A 20,855-nucleotide genomic window follows, 5' to 3' on the forward strand; every position below is an offset into this window, starting at 1 on the left:
CCCGCCCTACAGGAAACAGCAATGGCAACCACCACGCTCAACCCGTCCGAAATCAGCGAACTGATCAAGACCCGCATCGAGAAGGTCAAGCTCAGCGCCGAGGCGCGCAACGAAGGCACCGTGACCAGCGTGTCCGACGGCATCGTGCGCATCTACGGCCTGGCCGACGTGATGCAGGGCGAAATGATCCAGCTGCCCGCCTCCGAAAGCGGCGCGGAGACCTACGCGCTCGCGCTGAACCTGGAGCGCGACTCGGTCGGTGCCGTGGTCCTGGGCGACTACGAGCACCTGCGCGAAGGCGACGTGGCCAAGACCACCGGTCGCATCCTCGAAGTGCCGACCGGTCCCGAGCTGCTCGGCCGCGTGGTCAACGCGCTGGGCGAGCCGATCGACGGCAAGGGCCCGATCAATGCCGCGCAGACCGCGCCGGTGGAAACCATCGCCCCGGGCGTGATCGCGCGCAAGAGCGTGTCGCAGCCGGTGCAGACCGGCTACAAGGCGATCGACTCGATGATCCCGATCGGCCGCGGCCAGCGCGAGCTGATCATCGGCGACCGCCAGACCGGCAAGACCGCGGTCGCGATCGACGCGATCATCAACCAGAAGGGCACCGGCGTTAAGTGCATCTACGTCGCCATCGGCCAGAAGAACAGCTCGATCGCCAACGTCGTGCGCAAGCTTGAAGAGCACGGCGCGATGGCGCACACCATCGTGGTTGCCGCCGCCGCCGCCGAATCGGCCGCGATGCAGTACATCGCGCCGTACTCCGGCTGCACGATGGGCGAGTTCTACCGCGACCGCGGCGAAGACGCGCTGATCATCTACGACGACCTGTCCAAGCAGGCCGTGGCCTACCGCCAGATCTCGCTGCTGCTGCGCCGCCCGCCGGGCCGCGAAGCGTATCCGGGCGACGTGTTCTACCTGCACAGCCGCCTGCTCGAGCGCGCCGCGCGCGTCAACGAGGACTACGTCGAGAAGTTCACCAACGGCGCGGTCAAGGGCAAGACCGGTTCGCTGACCGCGCTGCCGATCATCGAGACCCAGGCCGGCGACGTTTCGGCGTTCGTGCCGACCAACGTGATCTCGATCACCGACGGCCAGATCTTCCTCGAGACCGACCTGTTCAACGCCGGCATCCGCCCGGCCGTGAACGCCGGCATCTCGGTGTCGCGCGTCGGCGGCGCGGCCCAGACCAAGATCATGAAGAAGCTGTCGGGCGGCATCCGCATCGCGCTCGCCCAGTACCGCGAGCTCGCCGCGTTCGCGCAGTTCGCGTCCGACCTGGACGAGGCCACCCGCAAGCAGCTCGAGCGCGGCCAGCGCGTCACCGAGCTGATGAAGCAGAAGCAGTACGCGCCGATGTCGGTGGCCGAGCAGGCGCTGTCGATCTACGCGGTCGACAAGGGCTACATGGACGAGGTGCCGGTCAGCAAGATCGGTGCGTTCGAGGAAGCCCTGCACGCCCATTTCGCCAACACCGCCGGCGACCTGCTCAAGCAGATCAACGACAGCGGCGACTGGAACGACGCCATCGAGGCCGGTTTCAAGAAGGGCATCGAGGATTTCAAGGCCACTGGCTCGTTCTGAGCCAGCGGGGTCAGGGATTCGGAACTAGGGATTCGTAACAGCAGGGCAACGTGACGGGCAGGAATTCGCTTTTGCGAATCCCGAATCCCGAATCACCAATCCCGGCGAGCGGAGCGAGCACAGATGGCCGGCGGCAGAGAAATCAAAACCAAGATCAAGAGCGTGCAGAACACCCGCAAGGTGACGCGCGCGCTCGAAATGGTCTCGGCTTCCAAGATCCGCAAGGCGCAGGAGCGGATGAAGTCCTCGCGCCCGTACGCGCGTGCGATGAAGCAGGTCATCGGCCACCTGGCGCAGGCGAACTCCGAGTTCCAGCACCCCTACCTGGTCGAGCGCAAGGACATCAAGCGCGTCGGCTACGTCATCGTGTCGTCCGACCGCGGCCTGGCCGGCGGGCTGAACAACAACCTGTTCCGCAAGCTGCTCGGCGAGATCCGCAACTGGCAGCAGCAGGGCGTCGAGGTCGACGTGGTCACCATCGGCCAGAAGGCCTCGGTGTTCTTCCGCCGGATCAAGGTCGAAATGCTGGCCACCGTCACCCACCTGGGCGACCAGCCGCGCGTCGACCAGCTGATCGGCGTGATCAAGGTGATGCTCGACGCCTACGGCAGCGGCAAGGTCGACAAGGTGTTCCTCGCCTACAACGATTTCGTCAACACGATGACCCAGCGCGCGGCGTTCGACCAGCTGCTGCCGCTGCCGGCCTCGGACGATGCCGTTGCCCGCCACGACTGGGACTACATCTACGAACCCGACGCGCAGGCAGTGCTCGAGCATGTTCTGACGCGCTACATCGAGTCGCTGGTGTACCAGGCGGTGATGGAGAACGTGGCCTCCGAACACGCCGCGCGCATGGTGGCGATGAAGGCCGCCAGCGACAACGCCAACAAGCTGATCGACACGCTGAACCTGGTCTACAACAAGGCCCGGCAGGCGGCGATCACGCAGGAAATTTCCGAGATCGTGGGTGGCGCAGCAGCGGTGTAACAGGAACAACCGGAATCGTCGGCGGTGCCGCGGCGGTTTGATTCAGCGAACAAATCATTCCTGTAGGAGCGGCTTCAGCCGCGAGCTCTTACAAGAAAAATCAAGAGCTCGCGGCTGAAGCCGCTCCTACAAAAAACAGATACCGAGTTCCAGAGGACTAGAGTGATGAGCAACCAGGGCAAGATCGTCCAGATCATCGGCGCCGTCGTCGACGTCGAATTCCCGCGCGAGAGCGTGCCGCGCGTGTATGACGCGCTGAAGGTCAAGGACACCGCGATCACGCTGGAAGTGCAGCAGCAGCTCGGCGACGGCGTGGTGCGCACCATTGCACTGGGCTCCACCGACGGCCTGAAGCGCAACCTGGTGGCCGAGAACACCGGCAAGGCCGTGTCGGTGCCGGTCGGCACCGGGACGCTGGGCCGCATCATGAACGTGCTCGGCGAGCCGATCGACGAAGCCGGTCCGGTCGAGGCGACCGAGCACTGGGAAATCCACCGTACCGCGCCGTCCTACGAGGACCAGGCCGCGACCAACGAACTGCTGGAAACCGGCATCAAGGTCATCGACCTGATGTGCCCGTTCGCCAAGGGCGGCAAGGTCGGCCTGTTCGGCGGCGCCGGCGTGGGCAAGACGGTGAACATGCTGGAGCTGATCAACAACATCGCGACCGAGCACAGCGGCCTGTCGGTGTTCGCCGGCGTCGGCGAGCGTACCCGCGAAGGCAACGACTTCTACCACGAGATGGCCGAGGCCGGCGTCATCAAGCTGGAGAACATGAAGGAGTCGAAGGTGGCGATGGTGTACGGCCAGATGAACGAGCCGCCGGGCAACCGCCTGCGCGTCGCGCTCACCGGCCTGACCATGGCCGAATACTTCCGCGACGAGAAGGACGAGACCGGCAAGGGCCGCGACGTACTGTTCTTCGTCGACAACATCTACCGCTACACCCTGGCCGGCACCGAAGTGTCGGCGCTGCTCGGCCGCATGCCGTCGGCGGTGGGCTACCAGCCCACGCTCGCCGAGGAAATGGGCGTGCTGCAGGAGCGCATCACCTCGACCAAGACCGGCTCGATCACCTCGATCCAGGCCGTGTACGTGCCCGCGGACGACCTGACCGACCCGTCGCCGGCGACCACGTTCGCGCATCTGGACGCGACCGTCGTGCTGAGCCGCAACATCGCCTCGCTGGGTATCTACCCGGCGGTCGACCCGCTCGACTCGACCTCGCGCCAGCTCGACCCGAACGTGATCGGCAACGAGCACTACGACACCGCACGCCGCGTGCAGTCGACCTTGCAGAAGTACAAGGAACTCAAGGACATCATCGCGATCCTCGGCATGGACGAGCTGAGCGAGGAGGACAAGCTGGCCGTCGGCCGCGCGCGCAAGATCGAGCGCTTCTTCTCGCAGCCGTTCCACGTCGCCGAAGTGTTCACCGGCTCGCCGGGCAAGTACGTGTCGCTGAAGGACACCATCCGCGGCTTCAAGATGATCGTCGACGGCGAATGCGACCACCTGCCGGAGCAGGCGTTCTACATGGTCGGCGGCATCGACGAAGCGATCGAGAAGGCGAAGAAGGTCGCCGCGTAAGCGGCAACCTTAGGGATTCGGAATTCGGGATCAGAGATTCGGCAAAGCGGGTAGCGCGGTATTCATTGTGATGCGGAGATTGGATTTGCCAATCCCGAATCCCGAATCCCGAATCCCGTTTCCGGGCGAAGCGAGGAAACATGGCAAGCACCATCCGTTGCGACATCGTCAGCGCCGAGCATGAGATCTTCCACGGCGAGGCCGAGATGATCGTGGCTACCGGCGAAATGGGCGAGCTCGGCATCGCGCCGCGCCACGCGCCGCTGATCACCCGGCTCAAGCCCGGCAAGGTGGTGGTGACCCAGCCTGGCGGCGAGACGCTCGACTTCGCGATCTCCGGCGGTATCCTCGAGGTGCAGCCGCAGCTGGTCACGATCCTGGCCGACACCGCGGTGCGCGCGCAGGACATCGACGAGGCCGCGGTGCGCGCCGCCAAGGAAGAAGCCGAACGCGCGCTGGCCAACAAGGACCCGAAGATGTCGGCCGAGGAAGCGCAGACCCAGCTGGCGATGAGCATCGCCCAGCTCAGCGCGCTGGAGCGGCTGCGCAAGAACCTCAAGCACTGACGGCGGGGATTCGGGATTCGGGATTCGGGATTCGGGAAAGCCTTCTCCGGCAAGGGCCGCCGTCGGCCGGTCATATGCGAAGCCCCGCGCAAGCGGGGCTTCTGCTTTTCCGAATCCCTAATCCCCAATCCCTAAGCCCTAATCACCGCTTGTACACCCAGTGCCGCGACAGCACGAACCCCAGCACGCCCAGCGCCAGCTCGATGCCCGGCTTGGCCAGCCACGCCCAGCGCAGGCCGAACAGCTCGTCGATGTGCGCCATCGACCACGTGCTGATCGCGGTGGTCACCAGCCACATCGCCAGGAAGCGCAGCAACTGGGTGCGGCCGACCGCGGTGTCCTCGCCGGCGAAGGTCAGCTTGCCGTTCAGCCAGTAGCCCAGCAGCGCGCCGCTGACGCGTCCTGCGACGTTGGCCGGTGCGACGCGCATGCCGAAGTGGCTCAGCGCGACCATCACGCCCCAGTCCACCAGCCACTGGATGCCACCGATGATCAGGTAGTGGCGGCCCTGTCGACCCAGGCTCATGCAGGCACGGCGCCAGGGATGGAGGCGGGAGCAAGTGTGGCCGTGATGGCGTCGTGCATGCAGGCGTCGCGGAAGCGGGTATGGGCGGCATCGTAATGCCCGCGCCGTTAGAATTCAGCGATTCCATCCCGAGACATGGCATGACCGCACCCCTGCACGTCGTGATCCTCGCCGCCGGCGAGGGCAAGCGCATGAAGTCCACGCTGCCCAAGGTGCTGCAGAAAGTCGCCGGGCGGCCGATGCTGGCCCACGTCATCGCCGCGGCGCGCGGGCTGCGCCCCGCCGGCATCCATGTCGTGCACGGGCACGGCGGTGAGCAGGTGCGTGATGCGTTCGCCGACCAGCCCGACCTGAACTGGGTCGAGCAGGCGCGCCAGCTCGGCACCGGCCATGCGGTCCGCCAGGCGATGCCTGACGTGCCGGACGACGCGCAGGCGCTGGTGCTGTACGGCGACGTGCCGCTGATCACCACCGCCACGCTGCAGCGCCTGCTGGCCGCGGACGGCCGCATCGCGGTGCTTGTCGCCGACCTCGACGACCCGACCGGCTACGGCCGCATCGTGCGCGATCCGGAAGGGCGCGTCGGCGCCATCGTCGAACACAAGGACGCCGATGACGAGCAACGCCATATCCACACCGTCAACACCGGCATCCTTGCCGCCGACGCGGTCGCGCTCAAGGGCTGGCTGCAGCGGCTGTCGAGCGACAACGCGCAGGGCGAGTACTACCTGACCGATGTGTTCGCGATGGCCGCCGCCGAGTACACCGCAGCCGAAATGGTCGCGGTCGAAGACCCGATCGAAACCGAGGGTGCCAACGATCCCTGGCAGCTGGCCCAGCTCGAGCGCGCGTTCCAGCACCGCCAGGTGCGCGCGCTGTGCGTGCAGGGCGTGCGCTTCGCCGACCCGGCGCGGGTGGACATCCGTGGCGATGTGACGGTCGAACGCGACGTGGAGATCGACGTCGACGTCGTGCTCGAGGGCCGGGTCGCGCTCGGCGAGGGCGTGCGCATCGGGCCGTTCTGCCGCATCCGCGACGCCGACCTTGCCGCCGGCACCGAGGTGCGTGCGCACTGCGACATCGACGGCGCGCGTACCGAAGGCGCGGTGCAGGTTGGCCCGTTCGCGCGGCTGCGTCCGGGCACGGTCCTCGCCGACGGCGTGCACGTGGGCAACTTCGTCGAGACCAAGAACGCGCGCGTCGGCGTCGGCAGCAAGGCCAACCACCTGACCTATCTCGGCGATGCCGACATCGGCGCCGGGGTCAACGTCGGCGCCGGCACCATTACCTGCAACTACGATGGCGCCAACAAGTCCACCACGACGATCGAGGACGATGCCTTCATCGGCTCCAACGCCTCGCTGGTGGCGCCGGTGACGATCGGCAAGGGCGCGACCATAGGCGCCGGCTCGGTGATCGGCAGCGACGCGCCGGCGGGCAAACTCACCGTCGCGCGCGCCCGGCAGGTGGCGATTGAAGGATGGCAGCGCCCGAAGAAACAGCCGTAGGCCGGGGCTACGCCCCCGACGGTTGTGGGTCACGTTGTGCGAGATGTCGGGGACGTAGCCCCGACCTACGCGTTCCTGCAGGGACAGAAACGGTGTCCCCCGACATTCCGCGTACCGTGAATTGTGCCGTCGGGGACGTCGCCCCGACCTACATCCCGATTACCCCGGCAGCACCATCGACACGCACAAGCCGCCGCCGTCGCGGTTGAGCAGGGCGATGCGGCCGCCGTGGGCTTCGGCGATCTCGCGTGCCAGCGCCAGGCCCAGGCCGGTGCCGTGGCGCTTGGTGGAATAGAACGGCAGCAGCGCGTTGGCCAGCACCGCGTCGTTCATGCCGCTGCCGCGGTCGAGCACGTCGATGCGCCAGGCGCCGGGAATGCCGCGCACCGACAGCCGTACCTCCTGTGCCGGGCTGCCGGATTCGTGCGCATTGCGCAGCAGGTTCAGCAGCGCCTGTTCGACCTGTGCCGCATCGATGCGCGCGGTGCCGTCGGCCGGGTGCAGGTCGTCGACGAACTCCACCTGGCTGCGCAACTGGGCGATGAACCGTCGCCATTCCACCGCCTCCAGTCGCGGTGCGGGCATCTTGGCGAAGCGGGCGTAGTCGCGGATGAAGCCTTCGAGGTGGCGCGCGCGTTCCTCGATGGTCGCCAGCGCGACCGGCAGGCGCTCATGCTGGCCGCGGCGCAGCAGTTCGGCGCCCGAGTGCGCCAGCGATGCAATCGGCGCCAGCGAGTTGTTGAGTTCGTGGCTGATCACCCGGATCACCTTCTTCCAGGTCTGTACTTCCTGTCGGCGCAGCTCCGCGGTCAGCAGGCGCAGCAGCACCAGCTCATGCGGGCGGCCGTTGAGCCGGAACGTACGCCGCGACAGGTGGTAGATGTCGGCGCTGTCCTCCTCGCCGACCGTGAACATGCCGTCGCCGCCACGCGAGAACGCATCGCGCACCGGCTCGCTGGTGCCGGCGAGCAGGGTGTCGAGGGATTGTCCTTCGAGCTTCCTGCCTTCGCCGAACATCTTGCGCGCGGCGAGGTTGCCGAGCACCACGCGCCGCGCCGCGTCCACCAGCAGCATCGCCACCGGCGTGTTCTGCACCACCGTGTCGAGCAGCAGTTCGCGCTGGACCAGCGACTGGCGCTGCTCGCGCAGCACCTTCCCCAGCTGGTTGTGGCTGTCGACCAGTTCGCGCAGCCCGCCGCGGCCCTGCCACGAGACGCCGGAGCTGTAGTCGCCGTCGCGATAGTTCGCGACGCTGCCGGCGAGCGCGCGGAACAGCGAGCGCGCCGGTGCGAAGACCCGGCGCACGTGGTACAGCAGCAGCGGAAGCGGCAGCGCAACCGACAGCGCCACGGCCGCCCACGGCTGCAGCCAGCGCGTGAGCAGCAGTGCCAGCGCGGCCGCGGCGAGCATGTAGCCGAGGGTGAGCGCGGCGTAGACGGCATCCAGTGGAAGGCGGTGCCACCAGTGCATCAGTGGTTTCCCGCGGTCGCGCGTGCGAGGTTCGCTGGCCGCATGCTACCCATCAGTCGCGCCTGATCCCAAGCCGGTCGAGGCGCCGATACAGCGCCTGCCGCGACAGCCCGAGTTCGTTTGCGGCCTGCGCCAGCACGCCGCCGTGGCGCTCGAGCGCGGCTTCGATCGCCGCGCGGTCCGGTTCGTCGCTCGCGGCCGCGCCGATGGACGGGCCCGGTGCCGGCTGCAGGGCAAGGTCGGTAGCCGAGATCCGGTCGCCGCGCGCCAGCAGCGCCGCGCGCTGCATCGTGTTGCGCAGCTCGCGCACGTTGCCCGGCCAGGCGTGGCGCAGCAGCGTGCGCTCGGCGTCTTCGCCCAGGCGCTTGCCGTGGGGCAGGAAGTGCCGTGCCAGCGGCAGGATGTCGCGCGGGCGCGCACTGAGCGGTGGCAGGCGCAACTCGATGCCGTTGAGGCGGTAGAACAGGTCCTCGCGGAAGCGGCCCTCGGCAATCAGGACGGCGAGGTCGGCGTTGGTCGCGCTGACGATGCGCACCTTGACGCTGCGCTCGCGGTTGCCGCCCAGACGCTCGAAGCGGCCGGTTTCCAGCACCCGCAGCAGCTTCACCTGGCCGGCCAGCGGCAGCGTGCCGATCTCGTCGAGGAACAGCGTACCGCCGTCGGCGGCTTCGAACTTGCCTTCGCGCGCCTTGCTGGCGCCGGTGTAGGCGCCGGGTTCGGCGCCGAACAATTCGGCCTCGACCAGGTCCGCCGGCAGCGCGCCGCAGTTGAGCGCCACGAACGGACCGTTGCGCACGTTGGAGTTGGCGTGGACGATCTCGGCGTACTTCTCCTTGCCGGCGCCGTTTGGACCGGTGATCAGCACCGGGATGTCCGAGCGCGCGATCTGGCAGGCCAGGGACACCGTGGCCTCGCTGGCGGGGTCGTCGAATACCAGCCCGCGCAGGTCGTGGTCGCGCAGCAGCGCGGCGCGGCGCTGGCGTTCGCCGGCGCGCTCGCGCGACAGCTCGCGGCGTGCGTCGGCCAGCTCCAGCAGGTTGTTGACCGTGGCCATCAGCTTGGGATCGTCCCACGGCTTGGCCAGGTAGTCGGCGGCGCCGGCGCGGACCAGGTCGATCGCCGACTCCAGGTGTGTCCACGCCGTAAGCAGGATCACCGGCAGGTCCGGGTACTGCGCCCGGATCTCGTGGAACAGCGCGATGCCTTCCTCGCCCGACGTGGTGTCGGCGTGGAAGTTCATGTCCTGGATCACCAGGTCGACGTCGTGCCGCCGCAGTTGCTCCAGTCCCGCCTGCGGCGACTCCGCGCGCAGCGTGTCGATGTCGTGCAGCGAGAACAGCACGTCCAGCGCGGTGGCGACGGAAGGATTGTCATCGATGACGAGGATGGTGGGCATGGGCGAATTATGGTCCAGGATTGGCGAGGCCCTTCTCCCGCCTCCGGGAGAAGGTGCCCATGGCGCCGATGAGGGTGCGCCCTTCGTCTAGCGCCCTCACCCCAACCGTCTCCCGTGGACAAGAAAAAGGGCTTGAAGCTACACGCTCCGCGTCGCCACCGCCGGCGGCACCGCCGCGGCGCGTCGCGCCGGCCAGAACACCGCGAACTGGCCGAGCAGCCACAGCGCCACCGCGCCGATCGGCAGGTACACCAGCGGCAGGCGCGGCAGCTCGTACTTGCCCATCAGCATCTGGTTGATGCCGAACGCCAGCAGCATCCCCAGCGCGATGCCGACCGTGGCGAGCAGGAAGTTCTCGGTCTGGAAGTAGCGCAGGATCTGCCCCTTGGTCGCGCCCAGCGCGCGGCGCACGCCGATCTGCTTGGTGCGCTGCTGCACCCAGAAGCTGGCCAGGCCGACGATACCCAGCGCGGTCACGACCAGCAGCGCGACGATCACCGCGACCAGCAGCCAGACCATGGCGCGATCGGCGCGGTAGTAGGCGCTGCGCAGTTCTTCCATGGTCTTGGTGTTGTCGGTGAGGATGATGCGGTTGGGGCCGTTGCGCTCGAGCGCGGCCACCGCCGCCTTGAGCACTTCGGCGCGGCGCCCGGGCTCGGTGCGCAGCAGGTAGTTGCCGCCCAGCGAGTACGGGACGTTGATCGGAAAGACCATCGAGTACTCGTGCGCTGCCGGCCCGCCCTGATCGCTCGGGCGCACCAGGTGGTCGACCACGCCGACGATGCGGATCGGGTCATCGCCCCAGCTGTAGAACGATCTGCCGACCGCGTCCTGGCCGGGGAACAGCTTGTCGGCCAGGCTGCGGGTGATGATGACCGAGGGGATCGACACCTTGCTGTCGGGCGCATCGAGCGCCGCCCATTCGATGAACTCGTCGGGCGCGAACTGCCGGCCGGCCACGATCTTCGGCCCGAGCGTATCGAGGAACTGGCTGTCGGCCATGTAGACGGTGGCGCCGAGCGTCGGCTGCTTCTGGTCCTTGGTCATGTTCACCGAGGTGTTCCACGATGAATTCACGAACGGAACCTGGTTGGTGACGGTCGCGGCCTTGACGCCCGGCAGCCCGCGCAGGGTGGCCAGGTCGCTGCGGGTCAGCGCATCGGCGTTGTCGTCCCTGCCGATGCCGGTGAGCTGCACGCGCACGACTTCGTTCTCGGCCACGCCGCTGACCAGGTTGATCCGCTCGATGCGGTTGCCGATCAGGAACAGCGCATTGCAGACGATCGCGCAGCTCAGCGCGATCTCCAGCACGATCAGCGCCGCGGCGGTCTTGTGCCGGAGCAGGGTGGAGAGGATGGGGCGCAGTTCCATGGTGGAGTCCTCGTTTCGGTTCTCGTAGGAGCGCCCCATGGGCGCGAAGCTCTTTCGTGTGACATCAGGGCAGGAGCATCGCGCCCATGGGGCGCTCCTACAGGGGCTATTGCGATTTGAGCTGGATGGCGGGCGTGACCTGCATTGCCTGCCAGGCCGGGATCACGCCGGCCAGCAGGCTGGCGCCGACGGCCAGGACGAAAGTCGTCAGCAGCATCAGCGGATCAAGGTGCGCAAGCTCGGCGTAGCTGGCCGGCTGCTGTCGCACGGCCCACAGCCCGAGCCAGGCCAGCGCCAGGCCGACGATGCCGCCGGCCATGCCGACCACGCCGGCTTCGACCAGGCACTGCATGAAGATCTCGCGACGCGACGCGCCCAGCGCGCGGCGCACGCCGACCTCGCCGCTGCGGCGCAGGAACTTCGCCAGCAGCAGGCCCACCGTGTTGAGCAGGCAGACCGCGAGGAAGCCGAATGCCAGCCACACCTGCAGGCGCACGTCGCTGGGCACCACCTTGTTGTAGTCCAGCCATTCCATCACGCTGCGCAGGCGCACGTTGGTCGGGCGCTCGTAGCGACCGCTGCTGCGCTGCTGGTCGGAGTAGTTGACCAGGTAGCGGCGGTACGCGTCGACCTTGGCCGGCGTGCCCAGCTGCACCCAGTACTGGATCCAGACGCACGGCGCATTCACGCCGGCCGCGCCTTCCGGATCGGACCCGGCATCGCCCCAGCAATCCATGCTGCCGTTGCGGCTCATCTTCAGGTCGCGGGAGGTGGAGAAGGGTACGAAGACCTGCTCCAGCTCGCCGAAGCGGTCGCTGTTCATGTCGTAGAAGCGCGGCGTGGGCCGCCACTGGTCGAGGACGCCGACGATGCGGAAATCGTCGCTATCCAGCCGCACCGTCCTGCCGACGCTGTCGGCGCCGCCGAACAGCTTGTCGTTGAGCGCCTTGGCGATCACCGCGACCCGGGCGTGGCGCTCGTCCTCGGTCGCGCTCCAGCCGCCGCCGTACAGGAACGGCATGTCGAACATCGGGAAGATGTCCGCCGTGGTGTAGCGCGCGTCGCCATAGAACGGCGACATGCCCTGCTTCTGCGGGGTGATCGCGAGGCTGCCGCCGGTCATCATCGCCTGCCGGTCGCCGCGCTTCTCGCGCAGCAGGGTTTGCGCGTCGAAGCGGGTCACCTGTTCGGCGGGCTCCTCGCCGGGCGTGTAACCGGTCATACCCTCCGGATCGAGCTGCACGTAGAACAGCTCGCCGCTGCGCGTGGGCACCGGGTCGCCGGACAGGATGTGGAACACCGTCAGCGTGGTCATGCTGGCGCCGATGCCAAGCGCGATCGCCAGCACCATCAGCGCCGTCAGCGCCTTGTTGCGGCGGAAGCTGCGCAGCGCGAGGTTGAGGTAGTAGGTGAACATGGGGTGCTCCCTTTGGTCGCGGGGCTGGGATCTGGGATCTGGAGGGCGCGGGAAGCAGGTTGATTCGAGGCTGCGAGGGACGCCGGCTTTGAGTTCGAGCCCCTGGTCCCTAGCTCCCAGCCCCCGCCGTCGCCTTTGCAACGCGCGCCAGGCTCGGCTCCACCGACAGGTCGGTGGCCATGCCGTCGACGATGTGCACGTTGCGCTGTGCGCGCGCGGCAAGCTCGGGGTCGTGGGTGACCATGATGATGGTCGCGCCCTGCGAGTTGATGTCCTCCAGCAGTTCCAGCACGCTGCGCGCCATCTGCGAGTCGAGGTTGCCGGTGGGTTCGTCGGCCAGCAGCAGGCGCGGGCTGCCGGCAAGCGCGCGCGCGATCGCCGCGCGCTGCTGCTGCCCGCCGGAGAGTTCCGCCGGGTAGTGCTTCATCCGCGAGCCCAGGCCCACCATCCCCAGCGCGTCCTCGATGCGCAGCTTGCGCTCGTTCGCCGGCATGCCGCGGTAGCGCAGCGGCACGTCGCAGTTGTCGAACAGGTTGAGGTCGGGGATCAGGTTGAAGCCCTGGAAGATGAAGCCGATCTTCTGGTTGCGCAGCTTGCTGCGCTGGTTGTCCGACAGGCCCTTGACGTTCTCGCCGTCGAGCGTGAACTCGCCGCCGGTGAAGGTCTCCAGCAGCCCGGCGATGTTGAGGAACGTGGTCTTGCCCGAACCCGACGGGCCGGTGACGGCGACGAACTCGCCTTCGGCCACGTGCAGGTCGAGCGAGCGCAGCGCGTGCGTCTCGACCAGTTCGGTGCGGTAGACCTTGGAGACCTGGCGCATGTCCAGCATGGGAGTGTTCCTGTTCGGTGGAAGGGGGCGTTGCGTTGTCTTGCCTGCCTGCGCGATGCCGGCGAACCGGATCAGCGCACGCGGAACAGCTGCGGCAGGTCCGCGTTGCGCAGGTAGCCGTGCCGTGTCGTATGCAGCCTGCGCGCCGGTGCATTGGCGCAGGCGGCGGCGCCCGCGCGGCCTGCGTCGAAATCGGTCATCTGCGACAGGCGCAGGCGGCGCGGCATGGCGTCGGCCAGGTCCTGTGCGTTCCACTGCTGCGGGAACGAGAAATAAGCGGGGGTACTCATTGTCATCCTCCATTGATGCGGACGCGGTCCGCGTTGCCAAACTGGTCCGTGCCGGAGACGACGATGCGGTCGCCCTCCTTGAGGCCGGATACGATTTCCACGTTGCTCAAACTGCTGGCGCCGGCCTGGATCGGGCGGCGCGTGGCGCTGCCGTCCTCGACCACCCAGGCGAAGCTGCCGCCGTCCTGTTCCAGGAACGGGCCGCGCTCGACCATGAGCACGTTCTTGCGGGTGTCGAGCACGATCCGCGCCGACAGCCGCTGGTTCTGGCGCAGGCCCGGCGGCTGCTGGCCGTCGGCGAAGCGCAGGCGGGCGTTGACCTCGCCGTTGACGACCTCTGGCGACACCGCCGAAACCTCCGCCTTGTAGACCTTGCCGTTGCTGGTGATCTGCGCCGGGATGCCGATGCCCAGGTCGCGGGCGAAGCTTTCCGGCACCTTGATCTCGACCTCGAACTTGCCCAGGTCCACCACGCCCAGCACCGGCCCGTTGGCGACCACGCTGGTGCCCTGCGGCACCTGTACCTGGCCGACCTGGCCGTCGAACGGCGAGCGGATCGTCAGTGCGTCGACCTGGCGCCGGGCCTCGGCCACCACCGCCTTCTGGCGGTCGGCGAGCAGGCGCTTGTTGCGTGCGTCCAGGCCAGCGCCTTCGCCCTGCAGCGCGTTGTCCTTCTGCGCGCTGGTGAGTTCGATCTCGGCCTTCTTCAGATCGTCCTGCGCCTTGGCCAGCTCGTTCTGCGATACCGCGCCGCCCTCGAAGGCACGCTGGTAGCGCTCCAGGTCGCGCTGCGCCGCGGTGCGGCTGATTTCAGCCTGCTGCACCACCTTGCGCGCCGCCGCGCGGGCGATCTGTGCGTCGAGCACCGCGCGGCTGGCTTCGGCTTCCATGCTGGCCAGGGTGGATTCTTCCTGCACCAGCTTGCTGCGCAGCTCCGGGCTGTCGATCACCGCCAGCGGCTGGTCCTTCTTGACCACGTCGCCGGCGACCACCTTCAGCGCGACCGTGCCCGCGGCGATGGCGTACAGGGTCGGGCTGTTGGCGGCGATCACGCGGCCGTCGGCCGAAAGGTCGCGGACCAGGTCGCCGCGGGTGACCTGGGCGATGCGCACGCGGCTGGCATCGAACGAGCGCCCGCCGGACGTCCAGCCGATGACGACCCAGGCCGCCAGCGCGAGTACAGCCGTGCCAACGATGCCGCCGATGATCAAACCCCTGCGATGGCGCTTGCCCGGGCTGGCGGGCGACACCACGTGGTCCTGTCCGGAGGTGTCGCGGATGCGGGGGCGGTTGTCCATGCGTAGGTCTTGGATGTTCGAAGGCTTCATACGGTTGCATGCGCAAATCGCGTGCCAATCATAACATATTGAATTTATTAAGTTTTATGGCCAGTCATTGGTGTCCGCGCGGACACCCGGAGTGTCCGCGCGGACGCTTTGCCCCGGCAATTGCGTTCAAACGGGGGGCACGGCGACGACTGCTTTCCCTGGAAGCAGGCCGGACTGCCTCCGAGCGCGCCGGCTGCCGATGCACAGCGCGTGCGCCGGGGCAAGCCTGGTCCGACGGCGGCCGGTGGCCGACTACAATTCATGATCTACAAGCAGGAGTTCCCCATTCATGTGCGGCATCGTCGGCGCGATCGCGGATCGCGATGTGGTTCCCGTCCTCATCGAAGGCCTCAAGCGCCTCGAATACCGCGGTTACGACTCGGCCGGCATCGCGGTGGTCGATGACGGCGACGGCGCCCGCCGCGACATCCGCCGCGTGCGCCGCACCGGACGCGTGGCCGAAATGGAAGCCGCTGCCGAAGGCTTCCATGCCGACCTGGGCATCGGCCACACCCGCTGGGCCACCCATGGCGGCGTCACCGAACTCAACGCGCACCCGCACGTCAGCCACGGCGTGGCGCTGGTGCACAACGGCATCATCGAGAACCACGAACAGCAGCGTGCGCGCCTGCAGGCGCTGGGCTACCAGTTCGAATCGCAGACTGACACCGAGGTCATCGCCCACCTCATCCACCACTACCTGCAGGGTGGCAACGACCTGCTCGCCGCCCTGCAGCGCGCGGTCAAGGACCTGCACGGCGCCTATGCGCTGGCCGTGATCAGCCGCGCCGAGCCCGAGCGCATGGTCTGCGCGCGGATGGGCTGCCCGCTGCTGGTCGGGCTGGGCGAGGGCGAGAATTTCGTCGCCTCCGACGTCTCGGCGATCATCCAGGCCACGCGCCGCGTGATCTTCCTCGAGGAAGGCGACACGGCAGAAGTCACGCGCGCCGGCGTGCGCGTGTTCGACGAGGCAGGCGCGGCGGTCGAACGCGAAGTGCATGTCTCGGACGTGTCGCTGGCCTCGCTCGAACTCGGCCCCTACCGCCACTTCATGCAGAAGGAGATCCACGAGCAGCCGCGCGCGATCGCCGACACCATCGAGGCGGTGATGGATGCCAATGCCTTTGGTGCGGAGCTGTTCGGCAAGGATGCGCAGGCCGTGCTGGGTGATGTCGAAGGCGTGCAGATCCTCGCCTGCGGCACCAGCTACTACTCGGGCAGCGTGGCCCGCTACTGGATCGAGGCGATCGCCGGCCTGCCGTGCAGCGTCGAGATCGCCAGCGAGTACCGCTACCGCAGCGCCGTGGCCAATCCGAAGCACCTGGTGGTGACCATCTCGCAGTCGGGCGAAACGCTCGACACGATGGAGGCGCTCAAGTACGCCAAGTCACTGGGCCACGACAAGACGCTGTCGATCTGCAACGTGCCCGAAAGCGCAATCCCGCGCGCGAGCCGGCTGGTGCTCTACACCCGCGCCGGCGCCGAGATCGGCGTGGCGTCGACCAAGGCGTTCACCACGCAGCTGGTCGCGTTGTTCACCCTGGCCGCGACCCTGGCCAAGCTGCGCGGCCGGCTGCCGGAGGACAGGGAAGCCGAGTACATCGAGGCGCTGCGCCACCTGCCCGGCAGCGTGCAGCACGCGCTCAACCTGGAGCCGCAGATCGCCGCCTGGGCCGAGCGCTTCGCGCCGAAGCAGCACGCGCTGTTCCTCGGTCGCGGCGTGCACTACCCGATTGCACTCGAAGGCGCGCTCAAGCTCAAGGAAATTTCCTACATCCACGCGGAGGCGTATCCGGCCGGAGAACTCAAGCACGGCCCGCTCGCGCTGGTGGACGCCGACATGCCGGTGGTGGTGATCGCGCCCAACGACAACCTGCTGGAGAAGGTGAAGTCCAACATGCAGGAAGTCCGGGCCCGCGGCGGCGAACTGTTCGTGTTCACCGACGCCGACAGCAACTTCAGCGAGTCCGAGGGCGTCCACGTGATCCGCACCCCGCGCCACGTCGGCGTGCTCAGCCCGATCGTGCACACGATTCCCGTGCAGTTGCTCGCCTACCACGCAGCCCTGGCGCGCGGGACCGACGTGGACAAGCCGAGGAACCTGGCGAAATCGGTGACGGTGGAGTGATTCGAACGGGGATGAATCCCGTTCGAAATCGTTCCGTCACGGTGGAGTAAGCCGTTGCGGCAGCCGGAGGCGAATGTCTCGGGCAGGAACTGGGCGTTGCGACGGATGCAGTGATTCTCCCAGGGACCAGCGATCGGCTCCGCGCTTCCGGTCAGTCGGTCGGGTTGAACGAGTAGCCGTAGCCTGCGGCCACGTCGCCGCAGATCCGCCAGACTTCCGCTGCCCTTGCATCGCCGGCGGTCCACACGCAGCGCCTGGCTTCATCCACTGGCAGGTCGACCGTGCGTTCCGGAATGTCGAGGTATGCGGCGATGCGGTCTGCGGTGTGCTGCGGTTGCGTGCACAAGTCCTCGTAGCGCAGCTCCAGGCAGCGAATGCCCGGAGTCGAGGCGTGCCGCTGCATCGCGCTGACCTGCAGCCACCAGGACGCCGCATTGCGGATGTGGTCCGGATCGGCGGCGGGATCGCGCTGCCAACCCAGGGCTGCGTAAGCCGTGGCCAATGTTGTGCGTCCAACCGGATTGTCCGCCCGGGAGGTCATGTGGGTGCGGCGCAGGCAAGTGTCCAGCGGGTCGCGAACCAGGTGGATGAACTTCGATCCCGGGAGGCCATGGGCGAGCTCGGGGACCACCAGCATTGACTCCGGCAGTTTCCATCCCCACGGCATGCCGGCTTGCCACGAACCCTGAACGAGTATCGACGTTGCGCGCGCGCGCAATTCCGCGGTCCAGTCCTGCGGTCGCGGTGCCGCGTCCAGCCCCGACTTGACCACCATTTCGTAGATCAGGTCGACCCATTCAATGGAGTCGGCGGTGCCGTTGAGTCGATTGCCGAGGAAAACGCCGAGCTGCTGCAGCGCCAGCGACAGCAGTCGCGTACCGCTGCCGCCCCGTCCCGTGGCGATGACGGGGCTGGTCAGGACCTCCTCGTCGAGGGCCTTGCACGGTGCGTTGGCCTTCGGCTGGCGCTCGTATCCCAGCTCGTCCATCAGGGGCTGGGCCTGGTCCCAGACCTGCTGCTCCTCGGTATCGGAAAGCGTGCGCTTCCAGCGCTGCGCAGAGGCGTCGTCAACCGGACGGCCGCGCATGGTGAAGCCCGGCCCGATACCGCGCATCACGTCTTCGTGGTTGGTGGCGTGAGCGGGATCCAGGCCCGCATGTTCGAACAGTCGTTGCCGCCATGCCTGCGGATCCTCGACCAGCGATTCGTAGCGGACGGTCAGCGCATCGATGCCAGCGGCGGAAAATTCGGAGTGATATGAGGTCTTGACCTTCCAGATGATCGCGCGCTTGACGTGCGGCGGGATGGACTCGTCCTGGAGCTGTTCAATTTCGGCTGCGAAGCGCTCGCTGACGGCCGGCGTACTGCGCATGAGCGCGAGCTGGTTGGCGATCATCGGGACGTGCGGAAGGCGCGCCATCGATGACACCACGTCGCGGACGTCCCTGACTGCGAACAGGATGCAGGGTTGCCCGGACAGGCGACGCAAGCCGTCGACTTCGTAGGTGAGGTTGGGTGCCTTGATCACGACGTGGGTTACCCGCGGCGCGAGCCTTCCAGCCGCATCGACCCGTTCGTCGTCCCGGTACTTGGCGCGAGCCTTGATCAGGCCTGGCAGCAGCGTTGCAGGATCCAGCGCCCCTTGGCGACAGGCCTTCCGCAACAGTTCGGTCGAGCCGTCGCCCTCATCGATCAGGACCGCATCGCGGTGCGCTCCCAGAATCTGGCCGAGCAAGGTGGTGCCGCTGCGCTGGCAGCCAAGAATGATGATGGGGCGAACGGAGCTCAAATGAGCTTCTCCAGAACAGGCTTGTGGCCCGCGATCGTGACCAGATCCGGTGGGATTCGCAATGCGGCAGGGGTGCTTCCACCAGCGATCACGCGGGTCAAACCGGCGGCCGCCGTGTCCCGCGCATCAGGCTCGCAGCAGTTCGCTGATCAGCCGTGCGCCATGGGCGGGCCCCTGCGCGAGGTCAAACGCATGCGCGCGCGAGCGGGACACGAGCGCATCGAAGTCCGTCTCGAACCGCGCAAGTCCGTCCGTCCAGCCGGAAGGATCCAGCAGGACGCCGATCCCGAGATCCTCGATGCGTTCGCCCAGGACGTGGTGGTTGCGGTGCGCGGGCCAGACCAGGGTGGGGACGCCATGGGCCATGGCCTGGTAGGTGGAGCCGGTACCGCCGTGGGTCAATGCCAGGCCTGAACGTCCCAGGATCCCGGGCGTTGGCACGAATCCGCCAAGTGGCAGGCGTTGGTCATCGATGCGAATGCTACCTTGGTCGATCCGGACGACGGTTCGTGGCGTCGTCCTGCCCACGCGCGCAAGTCGCTCGAGCATTTCGGCAGGAATGGTGCCTCGTCCTGTTGAGCCGAACGATACGAACAGGACGTCCTGCAACGGTTCGAGCGCTGCCGGCAGGTTGGCCGCGGGCGTCCAGCAGCACGCGCCGATGACTTGCGCATTGGCGGGAGGCTGCGGCGACTGCGGCACCAGAGACGAAGGATCGCAGAACAATACGAGGCTGGCCTCGTAAAGTGCGCGGGCGCTGGCAATGGCGCGAAGGCCGCGGGACTGTCTCTCGGCGCACCACGGGACCTGATTCTGTTGCCAGAGATCGTCCTGCAGCGTGCGGGCGGGACCATGGCTGAGGAAATGATTGGTCAGGTAGACCGTTGGCGCCGGCAGTGGCGGCATCGCCAGCATCCATGGCACCGGCGAGCAATCGATACAGATGGCACCGGGCCGCGACTGGCGCGCATGCGCAAGGACACCATCCGCGAACCGGCCATGGTCCGTGGGTGCACAACCCAGGTCGGTTGTGCCGAAGTCCGGGGCCAGCAACCGTGCATGGAAGCCATGCCGGTCCGAGCCGATGAAATGGCTGTCGATGCCATGGCTGGCGCGCAGCTCGCGTGCAATGAGCAGGCATCGGGAGGCATGTCCCAGTGCCGGACCGACGATCCACAGCACATGCCGGCCCGCGGCCATCGCGTGGCTACGCACGGGAATTTGCAGCCGTGGTCGCCCGCGTGTCCGCGACGCATCCGGTAACCGTGTACGCATGGCGCATCAAGTCACGCGTGTACGCCGGATCGCACCCCGCCAAGGGTTCCGAAGCACGCGGGTGGAAGCTTGGGCTGCGCATGCCTGCCAACATCGGCAGCAGTGTATCGAAATCAAGTCCGCGATCGAGGAAGGCGCGCGGCTTCTCCTCATGTTCCATGGGCCGGAACCTTTGCGCGCGCCTCGTCCTCTTCGAGCCTTGCCGCATCCGCAAAGCCCATCCATTGCCCCATCGCCTCGCGCACCCATGCCAGCGCGTCGCTTGCGCCGGCCACGCGGAAGCGCTTCGCCATGACCATCAGGTCGTTGAGCGTGATGCGTTGAATTTTGTGTTGATGCTCATCGGGTGCTGGTACGGCGGTACATCGAGGTTCAGGCCGAAATTCCAGTTCATCAGTCAGGATCAACCGGTCGCGGTTCGGCAGCTGTTGCTTCAAGCCGCAGGCTTGCCGCCTGGACTGCTGCCGGTTTCACAGACACCTGGTTTAGGTGTGATGATGAAACCGGAGGTGGCAAATGGCAAAGCGGACCTTTACCCGAGAGTTCAAGGTTGAGGCGGTCAAGCTGGTGCGGGAGCGGGGAACATCGGTGGCGCAAGCCTCCCGGGACTTGGGGATCCATCTGAATGTGCTGCGCAAGTGGCTCAAGGATTACGACCAGGACCCGCAGCAGGCTTTCCCGGGCCAAGGGCAGATGAAGCCCGAACAGGCGGAGATCGAGCGTCTGAAGAAAGAAGTGGCCCGGTTGAAGATGGAGCGGGACATTCTAAAAAAGCCGCGGCCTTTTTCGCCAAGGAGT

Annotated in this window: 18 protein-coding genes; 7 read left to right on the forward strand and 11 right to left on the reverse strand. The window is 67.3% G+C overall.

Features of this window, described 5'->3' with window-relative positions; all coding sequences use genetic code 11:
- Window positions 1–21 precede the first annotated feature (21 nt).
- The 4 genes from atpA (at window position 22) to H570_RS0104790 (ending at window position 4,730) form a co-directional block, all read left to right on the forward strand.
- Window positions 22–1,587, forward strand: coding sequence for a F0F1 ATP synthase subunit alpha (gene atpA, locus H570_RS0104775; protein WP_027079746.1), 1,566 nt, complete (start codon window positions 22–24; stop codon window positions 1,585–1,587).
- A gap of 123 nt (window positions 1,588–1,710) precedes the next feature.
- Window positions 1,711–2,574, forward strand: coding sequence for a F0F1 ATP synthase subunit gamma (gene atpG, locus H570_RS0104780; protein WP_027079747.1), 864 nt, complete (start codon window positions 1,711–1,713; stop codon window positions 2,572–2,574).
- A gap of 165 nt (window positions 2,575–2,739) precedes the next feature.
- Complete coding sequence (gene atpD / locus H570_RS0104785; RefSeq protein WP_036135098.1) at window positions 2,740–4,164, forward strand: F0F1 ATP synthase subunit beta; 1,425 nt, start codon at window positions 2,740–2,742, stop codon at window positions 4,162–4,164.
- Window positions 4,165–4,304: 140 nt separating this feature from the next.
- Complete coding sequence (locus H570_RS0104790; protein WP_027079749.1) at window positions 4,305–4,730, forward strand: F0F1 ATP synthase subunit epsilon; 426 nt, start codon at window positions 4,305–4,307, stop codon at window positions 4,728–4,730.
- A 142-nt stretch (window positions 4,731–4,872) separates the two neighbouring features.
- On the opposite strand, the gene H570_RS0104795 is transcribed toward H570_RS0104790, so the two are convergent.
- Entirely contained in the window at window positions 4,873–5,256 is a 384-nt protein-coding gene (locus H570_RS0104795; protein ID WP_027079750.1) for a GtrA family protein, read from the reverse strand.
- A gap of 140 nt (window positions 5,257–5,396) precedes the next feature.
- On the opposite strand from H570_RS0104795, the gene glmU reads away from it, so the two are divergent.
- Entirely contained in the window at window positions 5,397–6,764 is a 1,368-nt protein-coding gene (gene glmU / locus H570_RS0104800; RefSeq protein ID WP_027079751.1) for a bifunctional UDP-N-acetylglucosamine diphosphorylase/glucosamine-1-phosphate N-acetyltransferase GlmU, read from the forward strand.
- Window positions 6,765–6,923: 159 nt separating this feature from the next.
- Here the strand turns inward: glmU and H570_RS0104805 are convergent, their stop codons facing one another.
- From H570_RS0104805 to H570_RS0104835, 7 genes are all read right to left on the reverse strand, one after another.
- Window positions 6,924–8,234 carry a sensor histidine kinase gene (locus tag H570_RS0104805; protein WP_036135100.1) on the reverse strand — a complete coding sequence of 437 codons (1,311 nt, stop codon included), beginning with the start codon at window positions 8,232–8,234 and terminating at the stop codon, window positions 6,924–6,926.
- A 52-nt stretch (window positions 8,235–8,286) separates the two neighbouring features.
- The gene (locus H570_RS0104810; RefSeq protein WP_027079753.1) at window positions 8,287–9,630 is read right to left on the reverse strand and encodes a sigma-54-dependent transcriptional regulator; all 1,344 of its coding nucleotides are present in this window, start codon (window positions 9,628–9,630) and stop codon (window positions 8,287–8,289) included.
- Between the two features lie 138 nt (window positions 9,631–9,768).
- Complete coding sequence (locus H570_RS0104815) at window positions 9,769–11,001, reverse strand: ABC transporter permease (protein WP_027079754.1); 1,233 nt, start codon at window positions 10,999–11,001, stop codon at window positions 9,769–9,771.
- 106 nt (window positions 11,002–11,107) lie between these two features.
- The gene (locus H570_RS0104820; RefSeq protein WP_027079755.1) at window positions 11,108–12,418 is read right to left on the reverse strand and encodes an ABC transporter permease; all 1,311 of its coding nucleotides are present in this window, start codon (window positions 12,416–12,418) and stop codon (window positions 11,108–11,110) included.
- 109 nt (window positions 12,419–12,527) lie between these two features.
- Window positions 12,528–13,247, reverse strand: a complete 720-nt coding sequence (locus tag H570_RS0104825; RefSeq protein WP_027079756.1) for an ABC transporter ATP-binding protein — start codon at window positions 13,245–13,247, stop codon at window positions 12,528–12,530.
- A 71-nt stretch (window positions 13,248–13,318) separates the two neighbouring features.
- Window positions 13,319–13,537, reverse strand: coding sequence for a hypothetical protein (locus H570_RS0104830; RefSeq protein WP_027079757.1), 219 nt, complete (start codon window positions 13,535–13,537; stop codon window positions 13,319–13,321).
- Between the two features lie 2 nt (window positions 13,538–13,539).
- Window positions 13,540–14,835 (reverse strand): efflux RND transporter periplasmic adaptor subunit, encoded by a 1,296-nt coding sequence (locus H570_RS0104835; RefSeq protein WP_036135103.1) that lies wholly within the window; start codon window positions 14,833–14,835, stop codon window positions 13,540–13,542.
- 319 nt (window positions 14,836–15,154) lie between these two features.
- Here H570_RS0104835 and glmS point away from each other — a divergent pair, with 319 nt between their 5' ends.
- Window positions 15,155–16,993: a glutamine--fructose-6-phosphate transaminase (isomerizing) gene (gene glmS, locus H570_RS0104840; RefSeq protein ID WP_027079759.1), complete on the forward strand. Its 1,839-nt coding sequence runs from the start codon at window positions 15,155–15,157 to the stop codon at window positions 16,991–16,993.
- Between the two features lie 151 nt (window positions 16,994–17,144).
- On the opposite strand, the gene H570_RS0104845 is transcribed toward glmS, so the two are convergent.
- The 3 genes from H570_RS0104845 to H570_RS18805 form a co-directional block, all read right to left on the reverse strand.
- Window positions 17,145–18,782 carry a sulfotransferase family protein gene (locus tag H570_RS0104845; protein WP_084499758.1) on the reverse strand — a complete coding sequence of 546 codons (1,638 nt, stop codon included), beginning with the start codon at window positions 18,780–18,782 and terminating at the stop codon, window positions 17,145–17,147.
- 126 nt (window positions 18,783–18,908) lie between these two features.
- Window positions 18,909–19,997, reverse strand: coding sequence for a glycosyltransferase (locus H570_RS0104850; protein ID WP_156899840.1), 1,089 nt, complete (start codon window positions 19,995–19,997; stop codon window positions 18,909–18,911).
- A 209-nt stretch (window positions 19,998–20,206) separates the two neighbouring features.
- Window positions 20,207–20,494 (reverse strand): hypothetical protein, encoded by a 288-nt coding sequence (locus H570_RS18805; protein WP_156899841.1) that lies wholly within the window; start codon window positions 20,492–20,494, stop codon window positions 20,207–20,209.
- 79 nt (window positions 20,495–20,573) lie between these two features.
- Between H570_RS18805 and H570_RS0104860 the strand changes: the two genes are divergently transcribed.
- A partial coding sequence (locus tag H570_RS0104860) for an IS3 family transposase (RefSeq protein ID WP_027079762.1) occupies window positions 20,574–20,855 on the forward strand: 282 nt, incomplete at its 3' end.

The organism is Luteimonas mephitis DSM 12574 (assembly GCF_000422305.1).
Classification (GTDB): domain Bacteria; phylum Pseudomonadota; class Gammaproteobacteria; order Xanthomonadales; family Xanthomonadaceae; genus Luteimonas; species Luteimonas mephitis.

Coding starts and splice junctions, on each gene's coding strand:
- atpA (WP_027079746.1), top strand. CDS start 22: ATGGCAACCACCACGCTCAACCCGTCCGAAATCAGCGAACTGATCAAG.
- atpG (WP_027079747.1), top strand. CDS start 1,711: ATGGCCGGCGGCAGAGAAATCAAAACCAAGATCAAGAGCGTGCAGAAC.
- atpD (WP_036135098.1), top strand. CDS start 2,740: ATGAGCAACCAGGGCAAGATCGTCCAGATCATCGGCGCCGTCGTCGAC.
- H570_RS0104790 (WP_027079749.1), top strand. CDS start 4,305: ATGGCAAGCACCATCCGTTGCGACATCGTCAGCGCCGAGCATGAGATC.
- H570_RS0104795 (WP_027079750.1), bottom strand. CDS start 5,256: ATGAGCCTGGGTCGACAGGGCCGCCACTACCTGATCATCGGTGGCATC.
- glmU (WP_027079751.1), top strand. CDS start 5,397: ATGACCGCACCCCTGCACGTCGTGATCCTCGCCGCCGGCGAGGGCAAG.
- H570_RS0104805 (WP_036135100.1), bottom strand. CDS start 8,234: ATGCACTGGTGGCACCGCCTTCCACTGGATGCCGTCTACGCCGCGCTC.
- H570_RS0104810 (WP_027079753.1), bottom strand. CDS start 9,630: ATGCCCACCATCCTCGTCATCGATGACAATCCTTCCGTCGCCACCGCG.
- H570_RS0104815 (WP_027079754.1), bottom strand. CDS start 11,001: ATGGAACTGCGCCCCATCCTCTCCACCCTGCTCCGGCACAAGACCGCC.
- H570_RS0104820 (WP_027079755.1), bottom strand. CDS start 12,418: ATGTTCACCTACTACCTCAACCTCGCGCTGCGCAGCTTCCGCCGCAAC.
- H570_RS0104825 (WP_027079756.1), bottom strand. CDS start 13,247: ATGCTGGACATGCGCCAGGTCTCCAAGGTCTACCGCACCGAACTGGTC.
- H570_RS0104830 (WP_027079757.1), bottom strand. CDS start 13,537: ATGAGTACCCCCGCTTATTTCTCGTTCCCGCAGCAGTGGAACGCACAG.
- H570_RS0104835 (WP_036135103.1), bottom strand. CDS start 14,835: ATGGACAACCGCCCCCGCATCCGCGACACCTCCGGACAGGACCACGTG.
- glmS (WP_027079759.1), top strand. CDS start 15,155: ATGTGCGGCATCGTCGGCGCGATCGCGGATCGCGATGTGGTTCCCGTC.